The sequence below is a fragment of the Vibrio sp. STUT-A16 genome (assembly GCF_026000495.1).
GTDB classification, from domain to species: Bacteria; Pseudomonadota; Gammaproteobacteria; order Enterobacterales; family Vibrionaceae; genus Vibrio; species Vibrio diabolicus.
The window spans coordinates 3,265,062-3,277,714 of sequence record NZ_AP026765.1; the positions used below are offsets into that span (position 1 = coordinate 3,265,062).

The window sequence follows — 12,653 nt, forward strand, 5'->3', positions numbered from 1 at the left end:
TTGTAGTTTATAGACTCACTCGAGCATCGTTAGACTCAAGAGGGCTTACTTAGAGCAATTAATGCAAAATAATAAAAAACTCAATTAAGATTGAGAAGCATAACCGTCCTGCAAATGCTCAAAATCGGATTCTTGCCAAATAATCTGTCGCTTTAAACGCTCTTTATTAAATGAACGCAGGAGTCTACTTAGATTTTGATCTTTCCAATCACCAGAAGTTTCAAAACGACACTTATCAAAATCGATAATCCATACCTTATCTTTGTCGTCGATCAAGATATTATGGATATTCAAATCGGTATGGTTAACGCCAACCTGATGCATCTTGGCAATTTCTTGCCCTATTTTTTGATACATGTCTGCCGATAAAGACTGTTCTTGCAAGATACTAACCAGATCTCTGGCGTTTGGGATTCGCTCACTTAATAAATCAGCTTGATAGAAGAACCCTGACTTTACGGCTCTTGCTGCAATTGGACGAGGAACGTGCACCCCAGCCTCGATTAGCGCCAATAAAAGCTGAAACTCTTGCGCACAACGGGTGTTATCCCAGCCAGAGAACCAATAATGGTCGTTAACCAACTTCCCAAACAAACCGCCACGACGGTAATGACGCAGTGCTGCTTGCATGTTCTCTAGTTGGATAAACCATGTCGTGCCTCGCCCCGTCGCACTGCCAACCACCTTGTCTAAGGACTGCCAATATTCCGCATCAAATATCGGTTGGCTAGGGTCTGTAAGGATCTCGTCATCAAACCAGATCATTTGGTTGTTGTTTTGATACTGTTGAGTCACGCGCTTACCCCCTAGCCTAAATATCGGCAGGCTAATATATACAACCAAGTAAATCCGGCGAACACCAATGCAACCATAACGGCAGCAGAGCCTATGTCTTTAGCTCGACCACTGAGTTCATGCCGCTCAATACCGATACGATCAACCACAGCCTCAATAGCTGAATTTACAAGCTCTACAATCAAGACTAACACCACGACCCCGATCATTAAGATACGCTCAACCATGCCGACATCCACTAGCCAAGCCAAAATCACAGCGATACTCAACAGAGCCAACTCTTGTCGAATGGCAGCTTCATGCTTAAAAGCCGCTTTTAATCCTTGGATCGAATAACCCGTTGCTTTAACGATGCGCTTTAGCCCGGTATTACCCGGTTTGCCAGATTCTTGCGATTGATGCGGTGTTATCTTTGACATTGCAGAACACTTATCAGTACTTAGCTATATTCGAGCCGTGTATTTTACATTTATTAGGGATGTCTGCATAATTTACCTGCCTCTATTCATCGAATCAGACAATAATTATGTTCACTTCTGCCCCATCGTCATTATGCATCTTGCGTTTGTCCGCTATTGGAGACGTTTGCAATACCATCGCCACCGTTCAAGCTATTCAGAAACACTGGCCTTCGACCCAGATTACTTGGATAACGGGTAAACTTGAAGCCCAGTTATTAACCGCCATTGATGGCGTAGAAGTGATTGTTTTTGATAAAAAAGCGGGGCTCGATGGCTACAAATCGCTTTGGCGACAGCTGAAAGGCAGAGAGTTTGATGCGCTATTGCATATGCAGTACGCGATTCGAGCGAGTGTCGCGACGTTGGGCATTAAAGCAAAATACAAACTTGGTTTCTCTTCTGATAGAAGCCAAGATTTTCAGACGTTATTTACCAATGTCAAAGTGCCTTCCCCGCAATCTCTGCATGTCGCAGATGGCTTAATGGCCTTTGCCCATCAAATTGGGGTACCAAAGGCAGAACTGGACTGGGTACTTTCTTATTCAGATCACGACCAAACTTGGGCAGAGTCTCATATATCTCGTAATAAACCTAACCTGCTGATTGTGCCTGGTGCGAGCAAAGCTTATAAAAACTGGAACGCGGAAGGTTATGTGGATGTGATTCATCACGCCAGAGCTAAAGGCTGGAACGTGATTCTGGCAGGTAGCCCAGCTCAGGTAGAACTGGATCTGGCTGAAGCCATTCAATCTCGCTTGGAAGAACCGTGTCTAAATTTAGTTGGACAAAGTTCAATTCTGCAAATGCTTGCGTTAATAGATAAGGTTGAAATGGTCATCGCCCCCGATACCGGACCAGCACACATGGCGAATGCCATGAAAACGCCAATCATCGGGCTCTATGCACACCATAATCCGCTGCGAGTGGGACCTTACCGTTATCTAAAATACGTTGTCTCAGTGTATGAAGAAACGATCTTTGCGGAAACAGGTAAAAACAGTCACGAGTTAAGCTGGCGAACTCGCGCTAAAGATGAAACGGCAATGAACCGCATTACCAGCACTCAAGTAATGAGCATGTTCGATCAAGTCTTAGAAGATTTGTATCCTCAATACCAGTAAACTTACTGTCTTGATTTGTTAAGAAGGAAATGACCTTGTCCAAACCAACCTTAGCCGTTGCCTTAATTGTAAAAAATGAAGAGAAGCACTTACAAGCTTGTCTAGACACAGTAAAAGATTGGGTCGATGAGATTGTCCTTCTAGACTCGGGCAGCACCGATCGCACCGAAGAAATCGCCCGACAATACACAGATAAGTTTTACACCAACCTAGATTGGCCAGGATTCGGTAAACAGCGCCAACTTGCTCAAACTTATATCGAGTCCGATTTCGTTCTATGGCTAGATGCTGATGAGCGCGTAACTGACGAACTGCGTCAAGACATACTGAATGCTATCAGTCAGCACAAAGACAAAAACGTCTACCAAGTTAATCGTCTAACCACTGCCTTTGCCAAAGAAATTCGTCACTCTGGCTGGTCTCCTGACTGGGTAGTCCGTTTGTATAAAACTTCACAAACTCAATACAACGATGCATTGGTGCACGAAAGCGTGGTCATTCCAAATGGATTTAACATCGTGTCATTGAACGGGCGTCTCAAGCACTTTACCTACGAAAGGCTAGGTGAATATACCCGCAAGACTCAATTGTATATGCAGTCTTGGGCTGACCAAAGAGAAGGAAAAAAAAACGCTTCTCTACTTAGTGCATTTACGCACGGTTTTTTTCGATTCTTTAAAATGTATATCATCAAGCGTGGCTTCTTAGATGGACGACACGGATTTTTGCTAGCCGTGTTAAGCGCAAACACCACTTTTACCCGTTATGCCGATCTGTGGCTGCGTGACTACGTGAAAAAACACAATAAAGAGCAATAATATGAATATTTGCCATGTTAATTTGGCTTCTGGCTACCATGGAGGAGAAAACCAAACCCTTCAACTCATCCAGCAACAAGTCAAATTGGGTTATAACCTTACGGTAGTCGCTAACCCTAAAAGCCCTTTTGCCGATGCCATCCGTAAACTGAACGTTAAGCTAGTGCTGGCGACTCACTTTACCAAGGCACACTCTAAAGCTGTAACTCAAAAGTGTTCAATCATTCATGTTCATGAAGGACGCGCAATTTATTGGGCTCTCATTCAGCACATGCTTTATGGTAAGCCTTATATCGTCACGCGCCGTATAGATAACCCTCTAAAGAAAAAGTGGCTGGCAAATTTAGCCTACACGAAAGCGAGTGCTGTAGTTGGCTTAAGCACAGCCATTGTTCAGAGAGTCAAAGACGCTTACCCAACGTCTACCACTTACAAAATACCAAGCTCCCCAGTGGTATACTCTGTAGATAAACAAGCAGTTAAAGCCCTAAGAGAGCGCTTTGCGGGTAAGTTTTTGGTGATTCATGCCGCAAACATGCTCAAACATAAAGGCTTCAATGTCACTATCGAAGCGGCAAGGCTACTAAAAGACATTGCGCCCTCTGTTCACATCTGTTTATTGGGCGATGGTCCAGAGCGACAAACGCTTGAAGCACAAGCAGAAGGTCTAACTAACATTAGCTTTGAAGGTAAACAGAACAACATGGGTGATTGGTTTGCAGCGGCAGACTTACAAGTACACCCATCGTATACCGAAGGGCTTGGTTCTGTCATTTTGGAAGGTATGGGCTCTGGTTTACCTATTATTGGTACCAACGCAGGAGGCATTCCTGACATCATCGACCACAACTCAAATGGATTACTGGTTGAGCCAGGTAATTCACAAGAACTGGCAGATGCAATAGTAAAGGTTTCCCAAGATGATGAATTGAAGCAACACTTCATTGCTCAAGGGCAAGAGAAATTGAAATTGTTTGATATCAACTACACTGCTAATCAATACGTAGACATTTACGAGACAGTTTTACGATGAAAAAAGTCATATACCCAGGTACTTTCGATCCAATCACAAATGGTCACCTTGATATCATCACTCGTGCCGCAGACATGTTTGATCAAATTGTTATTGGTGTCGCGGCAAGCCCTTCTAAAAATACGCTTTTTAGCCTAGAAGAACGCGTAAAACTGGTTGAAGAATCAACAGCACATTTAAGTAATGTATCGACAGCCGGTTTTAGTGGTCTACTTGTTGATTTTGCCAGAGAGCAAGAAGCAAACGTATTGGTACGCGGCCTGAGAACAACGGTAGACTTTGAATACGAGTTCGGCCTTACCAGCATGTATCGCAAACTGTTGCCAGGAATGGAAAGCGTGTTCCTTACTCCAGCCGACGAATACGCCTTCCTTTCTTCCACTATTGTTCGTGAAGTTGCCATTCATGGTGGAGATGTGAAGCAATTTGTACCTGAATGTGTTTATATCGCTATCAATACAAAGGTAGCACAATGAGTTTCAGAAAATTTAAGTATTACGCTTCAAATAGTCTGCAAGTCTTAGTACCTAACTCCATTAGAAGTAAATCAGCTCGTCGTCTTATCGATAAATACCCGATGGATTCCTATATCCAAGAGCGAGTAGACTACTACAACAAGGTTAACGAGTCATTTGAACTTCCTGAAAACGAGTCGACACGTGTTGGCGGCTACAAAAAGACAGGCGGTACAACATACTACTTCGACCTACACAAAGTAGTTAAGTCCTTCCCAGCTCAATACTTTTTCCAGTTTTTGAACGGTGATATTCGTTATGTACCAGAATACCCATGCTTTCTTAAAAGTCGACCGATTGGGGAAGACAATCAAAACTCCGTCTTACTAAAGTTAAATGAGATTCGTCACTTCCAGTTTGTTACTGATAAACAGTCATTTAGAAGCAAGAAAAACATGGCGGCTTGGCGTGGTGTTGGATACCAGCCACACCGTAAAAAAGTGATTGAGCAGTTCTATAACCACCCTCAATGTAACATTGGTCAGACACAGCCAGTCAACGGCGATCCTTGGGAAAAAGGATTTATGTCGATTGAAGAACAGCTTAATTACAAGTTTTTGCTCGCCATCGAAGGCAATGATGTTGCGACTAACCTCAAGTGGGCGATGTCTTCAAACTCACTGGTAATAATGTCCAAGCCTAGGTATGAGACTTGGTTTATGGAAGGCCGCTTGCAAGCAGGTGTTCACTATGTAGAGGTGAAAGCCGATTACTCTGATTTGATAGAGAAAATGGAATACTACATCGCTCATCCTGAAGAGGCAGAAGCCATCATCCATAATGCGCACGAATGGGTAGAACAGTTTAAAAACCCTCAGCGAGAAAAATTAATCTCTCTATTAGTGGCAAAGAAGTACTTTGAAAAATCAGGGCAAATGTAATTTGCCCTAATCCATATTTCACTTCTGACACTCACCACAAAAGAAGGTATTACGCTGCCCTATTTTTAGCTCTTGAAGTCGTTCGCCGCATTCTGGGCATGGCTCTCCGGCTTTTCCGTAAACTAATAACTCTTGTGCAAAGTAACCCGGCTTTCCATCAGCTTGCGCAAAGTCTTTCAGCGTAGTCCCACCTTGCGTAATGGCAATCTCAAGTGTCATTTTGATATTTTCAACAAGTAATCCCCACTCTTGAGAAGTCAGTTTACCTGCGGGCCTTGAAGGGTGAATTCGAGATTTAAACAACGATTCATTCGCGTAGATGTTCCCGACACCAACCACGACTTTGTTGTCCATGATGAACTGCTTGACGGCAACACGCTTATTTTTAGCTTTCTCCGCTACATATTCCGCGTTGAACTCTTCAGTTAAAGGCTCAGGCCCCATGTTTGCTAGTACAGCATGTGACTCGCCAGGAGCACACCACAACCATGCCCCAAAACGACGCGGATCGTTATAACGTAGTATTTTTCCACTACTTAGTTTGAGATCCACATGATCGTGCTTTGCTGGCGGAAAGTCGGCATCTAGGACACGTAAAGACCCAGACATGCCTAAGTGAACAATGGCTGTACCTGTGTTTGTCTCGATCAGTAAGTATTTCGCACGACGGCTAATCGTACGGATCACCTGCCCTTCCAATTTTTTAAGCTCTATAGGAATATCCCAGCGCAATTTAGGCGTTCGAAAAGTAAACGACTGGATCGTTTGTCCAACCATGTGGGGGCTAATTCCCATACGACTGACTTCAACTTCTGGCAACTCAGGCATTAGATTCTCCAATTCACCGGCTAATAGTTCTCGCTGCTAGCATAATCGAAAAGAAAAACGATAAATAGGGAAGCTTATTAGGGGTATAGACGCAAAAAGGCTTTACTCTGGCATAAGGTAGTTTTCATCGACGGAGATAGCGACCCATTTGTCTTGCCAGGTTTTAAATAGCCAAAAATCAGGTAAACGAAAGAAAGTTACCCGCTGCGGCTCTTCGAGATCCTGATACCAAACTTCTACCGTTTCAGGTATCGTCAGGTTAGGTTTTAAATGATCGAACTGTTCCGAGGTAAGCTCGGTCCCTTCCAATGATTGCCAGCGTGATACAAGTTCACTGATCGGTGCATCGACTTTGACGTTAGATTGCCATCGTCCATCATGCAGTTCGAACTCCCAGCCACTATAGTACAAAGACTCAACCGTATAGTCGGAGCGAAGTACATTTGGGTAAGGGTCTGCTTGGTCTGTTAATAGGTAAGTTTTGATCCACATCGGCGCATTTAAGATCACTATAAACGCGATAATGCCCAGAATAAGAATATTGTTCCATCGGCGGCGACGAGCCGGACTCACACGCATAACCATCTCTACTCTCTTATAGTTATGAGTAAACTACCAAAGACTATTGATCTTGACTAGAACAACGGTGTGCAAGTGTGTAGAGAAGTGGTGACTAGGCGACAGAGAGCGAACAATCAAAAATTCAAGTATAGAGTCGGACCAGTAAAATGACTTCAGCAGTGCTTTATAATCCGATGACGTACTGAACACTTTTCTTCAGCACTTTTCTTTAGGTAATAAAAAACCCAACTCGAAAGTTGGGTTTTTCAATTCATCAAAGAGACTGAAACCAATTATTTGATTTTTGCTTCTTTGTACATAACGTGCTGGCGAACTACTGGATCAAACTTTTTGATCTCAAATTTGCCTGGCATGTTACGCTTGTTCTTATCAGTTGTGTAGAAGTGGCCTGTACCTGCAGAAGATACTAGACGGATTTTCTCACGAACGCCTTTCTTTGCCATTGCTTATTTCCTCTTAAACGTTTTCGCCACGTGCACGCATGTCTGCAAGAACAGTATCAATACCTTTCTTGTCGATGATGCGCATACCTTTAGCAGATAGACGTAGTTTAACAAAACGTTTTTCGCTCTCTACCCAGAAACGATGAGTTTGTAGGTTCGGCAGAAAACGACGCTTAGTAGCATTTCGTGCGTGTGAACGGTTGTTACCCGTTACTGGACGCTTACCAGTTACTTGGCATACTCGTGACATGAATGTCTTCTCCAAAATCGTTTCAGCTCGATATCAACCTTGGTGGCCGAACCTCTCTATCTCTCGAAAAGAAGTTAGAGGTTAAGAACCGCTATGGAAAATCCATACAAGGCTATCAAAGGTCGCGCATTATACTAACTTGATATGCATTGCTCAAGACCCGAACAGATCCTTTTTACAGGTTTTCGTGATCTTTTTTTAGACAGCAGATTTTTTTAGCAGTCCAAGCTGAATTCAGTTAAAAATTTAGTGGCGTGGATGATAGCAGATTTTTAGCAACTAACAACCTAAAAAACGCACAGTTATATCCAACCTCTTTCAGCAAAAGAGACACTTTCCCCATCTCCGATGACGAAATGGTCCAAAATACGAATATCCACCAATGCTAATGCGTCGGTGAGACGCCTTGTAATCCTTCTGTCAGCTTGGCTTGGCTCAGCAACGCCTGAAGGATGATTGTGCGCTAAAATCAAAGCCGCCGCATTATGATGCAGAGCACGCTTGACGACTTCTCTCGGATAAACCGACGCGGCATCCAACGTTCCTTCAAATAAAATTTCATCTTTTATCACTCGGTGCTGGTTATCGAGAAAAAGAATATAAAAAGCCTCTCTTTGCCGATCCCTTAAAATAGAAGAAAGATATAACTTAGTTTGGTCGGGGCTGGTTAAGGCGTCACCACGCTTTAGCGTTTCCGCTAAATAGCGCTGCGTCATTTCTAGTACCGCTTGCAACTGAACATACTTGGCTTGTCCCAACCCTTTATGACGACAAAACTCTTGCTCTGATGCTGAAAATAGTTGTCTTAGCGAACCAAAGTCTTGAATAAGGAAGTCTGCAAGTTCAATTACGTTCATTCCGTGGGTGCCCGTGCGCAAGAAAATAGCCAGTAGCTCAGCATCGGTTAATGCTTGCGATCCTCGTTGCAGAAGCTTCTCTCTGGGCATGGACTCAGTTGGCATAGCTTTCAGTATCATCTGATGTCTCTTTATATGGAAAGTGCCCCTATTCCACAAAACAAAAAGCGAAAGTCGAGTATGACTTTCGCTTTCTTCGTACCATCAGTGCTTTCCATGCAACTTAACAGTTCATCAGAGTTTAAAGTTGCCAACCAAGCCGTGAATTTCTGTTCCAGATTGTGATAGCTGCGTGCTGATTGACTCGGCATGCTGCAACGTCTCATTAATGTTGTTCACGATCTGTTGAATAGCCACTAAGTTTTGGTTGATGTCTTCTGCAACCGCACTTTGCTCTTCGGCAGCAGACGCGGTTTGAATACCCATATCTCGAATTGTTCCGATAGCATGATGAACACTAGAAAGAGATTGCTGAATGAGCGCCGATTCTTCCGCCGTTTTTACACCTCGTTTTTGGCTCACCGACATCGTACTGACCGCTCTTGATACACCATTTTGTAGCTGCTTAAGCATGTCACCAATTTCATGAGTACTATTTTGCGTACGACTGGCTAGCGAGCGAACTTCATCCGCAACGACGGCAAACCCTCGGCCTTGCTCACCGGCTCTAGCCGCTTCAATCGCCGCATTTAGGGCCAACAAATTCGTTTGCTCGGCTATCTCGCCAATCACATCCAGCACTTTGGTTATTTTTTCGGTTTGTAAACTCAACTCAGAAATTGCATCTGACGTACTGTCTATCTCCCTCACTAGCTCGGTAATGCCTTCAATTGCTTGTTCCACTTCACGCTGAGCTTCGGTAACTTGACTGTTGGCATCCTCAATCGCCTGTGCTGTCGCATTGGTATTGCTGGCTACTTCTTTGGCTGTCATGCTCATTTGCGTCACTGCCGTCACGACTTTGTCCGTCTCTAAACAGTGATCCTGCATTTGACCGCTCGCTTGGCTGGTCTGAGTGTTCAGGCTTTGAGAAACGGTCTGTACTGTCGTCGCAGAGCGGTGGATATCCTGCATCAGTGGGTGCAGCTTATCCATAAACTCATTAAACGCGGCCGCCACTTCACCGACTTCATCCTGACTTTCGACTTTTAAACGAGCCGTTAAGTCACCGCCGCCTGCGGCTACATCTTTCAATGACGCCGCGACATGTTGTAATGGCTGAATGCCTTTCGACACCACGATACTGGTGAGAACACTGGTAATGATCAACCCAACAACGGAAATCAACACGGCAGATAACGTATGCTCTTTTAGTTCTTGAGTCTTTAACTCTCTGTGCATCGCAACTTGCTGGTCGATGTCATCAATATAAACACCAGTGCCTAAAACCCAGTCCCATTTCGATAAATATTCTGCATAGCCTAGCTTAGGCGCTTGTGCGTCAATGGTCGGTTTGTGCCACGAGAAATAGAGGAACCCATCCCCTTTTTGAGAAGCATCAATCAAGCCCGCGATAACTGCGACCCCATTTTCATCTTTTAAGTCGTAAAGGTTTTTACCCTCTAAAGAAGGTTTGATGGCATGTAACGTATTCACACCTTGAGAGTCGTAGGCAAAAAAGTAACCATCGCTTTCAAAGCGCATGGCTTTCAGAATTTCTTTTGCTGCCTCTTTATTACTTCCATTTACATCCGTGTCGTATAGCGGTTTTATCGCCGTCACGCCCATCATCATGTAGGCTTGTAACTCTTTCTTTTTCGTTTCGATGAGCTCTTGCCTGTCTCTTGCTAGCTCCGCTTCCAAACTTTTACTGCTGTTGATGTAATACACCACTGAGATCAACGTGGTGATCAACAACAACGGAATTAGGGTTATCAGCAGCAATTTGTTTCGACTTTTCAACACCATGGTTTCCACTACCTCTTTTTCTTTTCAGACTTGCAAACTCCGCGCAACTTGTCTGTGAGGTAGGCGCGAATTTTCCCTTCCTCGGTCAGATTAATACTCTGGAGTTTGATGTGAATTATCTTCTCGTTATATATGCTCGGGCGGTCAGACTTTGAATTGTGTTAAAATCCGGTCATCAAATTGGAGATCTCACATGCAAACACTAGCAGGAAAGAAAATTCTACTCGGCATCAGTGGCGGTATTGCCGCGTATAAATGTGCGGAGCTAAGCCGTCGCCTCATAGAGAGAGGAGCGCAAGTTCAAGTTGTAATGACGAGAGCAGCAAAAGAGTTCATTACCCCTTTAACCATGCAAGCCGTTTCGGGCCGTCCTGTCTCAGACAGTTTATTAGACCCAGCAGCGGAAGCATCTATGGGCCATATTGAATTGGCCAAATGGGCAGATTTAGTACTACTAGCGCCAGCGACCGCGGACTTAATCGCGCGCATGTCTGCAGGTATGGGGAACGATTTGCTTACCACGCTCGTGCTCGCGACGGATTCCCCTGTTGCTGTTTCTCCTGCGATGAATCAACAGATGTATCGCAATATCGCAACCCAAGAGAACATCGCAACATTAGTGCGTCGCGGTATGCACATCTGGGGTCCTGCGGCAGGAGAGCAAGCCTGTGGTGATGTGGGACCAGGTCGAATGCTGGAACCAATGCAGCTAGTGCATCTATGTGAACAGTTCTTTCAACCAAAATTGCTAGAAGGTAAGTCGATACTCATCACCGCTGGCCCAACTCGCGAAGCGATTGACCCAGTGCGTTACATTACGAATCATAGCTCCGGGAAAATGGGCTATGCATTGGCGAGTGCCGCAGCGCAGATGGGAGCAAAAGTCACCCTCGTGAGCGGTCCTGTCAGTTTAAATACGCCCGTAGGTGTTGAGCGCATTAATGTTTCCAGTGCACAAGAGATGCACGAAGCCGTTATGACACACGCAAACAAGCATGATGCGTTTATTAGCTGCGCTGCTGTTGCCGACTACCGCCCACAAACGATCGCGTCTCAAAAGTTGAAAAAGACAGAAGACAACGACGAAATGGTCATTAATATGGTCAAAAATCCTGATATTGTTGCTTCTGTAGCAGCAATGACGGAGAAGCGTCCGTTTACCGTCGGTTTTGCGGCTGAAACCAATGATGTAGAGACCTATGCTCGAGGCAAGTTAACAAAGAAAAACCTCGATATGATCTGTGCAAACGACGTTTCGGTTGCAGGGCAAGGATTTAACAGCAACGATAACGCGATTACCCTGTACTGGCCTGAGGGTGAACTTGCGCTCGATTTAGAATCAAAAGAAGCATTGAGCTTTAAAATTCTCGAAAAAATGCATCAATTGATGTAACTAACGTTTGAAAACCCTGCCAACTTTTCACAAAAGCTGGCATAAATTTGGTACAAACATGACAACTAAGGGTGTTAAATCTCCCATTCCACCCTTAGTGGTCTAGTTTGAGGCGAAATAGCGTCTTATAATCCCCTCCGCTCAACTTTGTATTTTGAAAGGAAGTAACTAATGGCCGGCAGTAAAAAATCCAACCGTCGTGAAGAGATCTTACAAGCATTAGCAGAAATGCTTGAATCAACAGAAGGCGCTTCACGCATTACTACGGCAAAACTGGCCAAGCAAGTCGGCGTTTCAGAAGCCGCGCTGTATCGTCATTTCCCAAGTAAAGCGCGCATGTTCGAAGGGTTGATTGAGTTCATTGAAGAAGCCTTGATGACACGTATCAACCGTATTCTAGACGACGAAAAAGATACACTAGAGCGTATTCGTATGGTGATGCACCTTATTTTGGCGTTCTCTGAACGTAACCCTGGTCTGACACGCATTTTGTCGGGCCATGCTCTAATGTTTGAAAATGAACGCCTACGTGAACGCATCAATCAACTCTTTGAGCGCATAGAAACACAATTGCGCCAGATCCTGCGTGAACGTAAGATTCGTGAAGGGAAGTCTTTCCCTGTCGAAGAGCGCATCCTAGCCGCGCAAATTCTGGGACAAGTTGAGGGTAGCCTAAACCGCTTTGTGCGTAGCGACTTTAAATACCAGCCGACTGCAAACTTTGACGAGTACTGGGCGCTTTTGAGTGCACAAATAAAGTAAAAGACT

At 44.4% G+C, this 12,653-nt stretch carries 15 protein-coding genes; 7 read left to right on the forward strand and 8 right to left on the reverse strand.

Annotation, left to right across the window (positions count from 1 at the left end):
- Positions 1 to 84 precede the first annotated feature (84 nt).
- The gene (locus OO778_RS15455) at positions 85 to 795 is read right to left on the reverse strand and encodes a 3-deoxy-D-manno-octulosonic acid kinase (RefSeq protein ID WP_258614026.1); all 711 of its coding nucleotides are present in this window, start codon (positions 793 to 795) and stop codon (positions 85 to 87) included.
- A gap of 11 nt (positions 796 to 806) precedes the next feature.
- Positions 807 to 1,214: a diacylglycerol kinase gene (locus OO778_RS15460; protein ID WP_258614025.1), complete on the reverse strand. Its 408-nt coding sequence runs from the start codon at positions 1,212 to 1,214 to the stop codon at positions 807 to 809.
- A 107-nt stretch (positions 1,215 to 1,321) separates the two neighbouring features.
- Here OO778_RS15460 and OO778_RS15465 point away from each other — a divergent pair, with 107 nt between their 5' ends.
- Genes OO778_RS15465 through OO778_RS15485 form a run of 5 tightly spaced genes read left to right on the forward strand, consistent with a single transcriptional unit; the run spans position 1,322 to position 5,624 of the window.
- Positions 1,322 to 2,377: a glycosyltransferase family 9 protein gene (locus OO778_RS15465; protein WP_258614024.1), complete on the forward strand. Its 1,056-nt coding sequence runs from the start codon at positions 1,322 to 1,324 to the stop codon at positions 2,375 to 2,377.
- Positions 2,378 to 2,412: 35 nt separating this feature from the next.
- Positions 2,413 to 3,195 carry a glycosyltransferase family 2 protein gene (locus OO778_RS15470; RefSeq protein WP_104216647.1) on the forward strand — a complete coding sequence of 261 codons (783 nt, stop codon included), beginning with the start codon at positions 2,413 to 2,415 and terminating at the stop codon, positions 3,193 to 3,195.
- 1 nt (position 3,196) lies between these two features.
- The gene (locus OO778_RS15475; protein WP_074191919.1) at positions 3,197 to 4,228 is read left to right on the forward strand and encodes a glycosyltransferase family 4 protein; all 1,032 of its coding nucleotides are present in this window, start codon (positions 3,197 to 3,199) and stop codon (positions 4,226 to 4,228) included.
- Positions 4,225 to 4,704 (forward strand): pantetheine-phosphate adenylyltransferase, encoded by a 480-nt coding sequence (coaD, locus tag OO778_RS15480; RefSeq protein ID WP_074191918.1) that lies wholly within the window; start codon positions 4,225 to 4,227, stop codon positions 4,702 to 4,704. The genes OO778_RS15475 and coaD overlap by 4 nt, the downstream gene beginning before the upstream one ends.
- Positions 4,701 to 5,624 carry a glycosyl transferase family 90 gene (locus tag OO778_RS15485; RefSeq protein WP_074191917.1) on the forward strand — a complete coding sequence of 308 codons (924 nt, stop codon included), beginning with the start codon at positions 4,701 to 4,703 and terminating at the stop codon, positions 5,622 to 5,624. The genes coaD and OO778_RS15485 overlap by 4 nt, the downstream gene beginning before the upstream one ends.
- A gap of 18 nt (positions 5,625 to 5,642) precedes the next feature.
- Here the strand turns inward: OO778_RS15485 and mutM are convergent, their stop codons facing one another.
- From mutM to OO778_RS15515, 6 genes are all read right to left on the reverse strand, one after another.
- A complete protein-coding gene (mutM, locus tag OO778_RS15490; protein WP_074191916.1) occupies positions 5,643 to 6,452 on the reverse strand; it encodes a bifunctional DNA-formamidopyrimidine glycosylase/DNA-(apurinic or apyrimidinic site) lyase in 810 nt (269 codons plus the stop codon).
- A gap of 102 nt (positions 6,453 to 6,554) precedes the next feature.
- On the reverse strand, positions 6,555 to 7,031 hold the full coding sequence (locus OO778_RS15495; protein ID WP_164666573.1) for a hypothetical protein: 477 nt from the start codon (positions 7,029 to 7,031) through the stop codon (positions 6,555 to 6,557).
- Between the two features lie 275 nt (positions 7,032 to 7,306).
- Complete coding sequence (gene rpmG / locus OO778_RS15500; RefSeq protein ID WP_004410866.1) at positions 7,307 to 7,477, reverse strand: 50S ribosomal protein L33; 171 nt, start codon at positions 7,475 to 7,477, stop codon at positions 7,307 to 7,309.
- Positions 7,478 to 7,490: 13 nt separating this feature from the next.
- Positions 7,491 to 7,727 carry a 50S ribosomal protein L28 gene (gene rpmB, locus OO778_RS15505; protein WP_005384783.1) on the reverse strand — a complete coding sequence of 79 codons (237 nt, stop codon included), beginning with the start codon at positions 7,725 to 7,727 and terminating at the stop codon, positions 7,491 to 7,493.
- 302 nt (positions 7,728 to 8,029) lie between these two features.
- Positions 8,030 to 8,704 carry a DNA repair protein RadC gene (gene radC / locus OO778_RS15510; RefSeq protein ID WP_046874107.1) on the reverse strand — a complete coding sequence of 225 codons (675 nt, stop codon included), beginning with the start codon at positions 8,702 to 8,704 and terminating at the stop codon, positions 8,030 to 8,032.
- A 114-nt stretch (positions 8,705 to 8,818) separates the two neighbouring features.
- A complete protein-coding gene (locus tag OO778_RS15515) occupies positions 8,819 to 10,492 on the reverse strand; it encodes a methyl-accepting chemotaxis protein (protein WP_074191915.1) in 1,674 nt (557 codons plus the stop codon).
- 193 nt (positions 10,493 to 10,685) lie between these two features.
- Here OO778_RS15515 and coaBC point away from each other — a divergent pair, with 193 nt between their 5' ends.
- Positions 10,686 to 11,885, forward strand: coding sequence for a bifunctional phosphopantothenoylcysteine decarboxylase/phosphopantothenate--cysteine ligase CoaBC (gene coaBC, locus OO778_RS15520; protein ID WP_074191914.1), 1,200 nt, complete (start codon positions 10,686 to 10,688; stop codon positions 11,883 to 11,885).
- Between the two features lie 171 nt (positions 11,886 to 12,056).
- The gene (gene slmA, locus OO778_RS15525; RefSeq protein ID WP_005395778.1) at positions 12,057 to 12,647 is read left to right on the forward strand and encodes a nucleoid occlusion factor SlmA; all 591 of its coding nucleotides are present in this window, start codon (positions 12,057 to 12,059) and stop codon (positions 12,645 to 12,647) included.
- Positions 12,648 to 12,653: the final 6 nt, after the last annotated feature.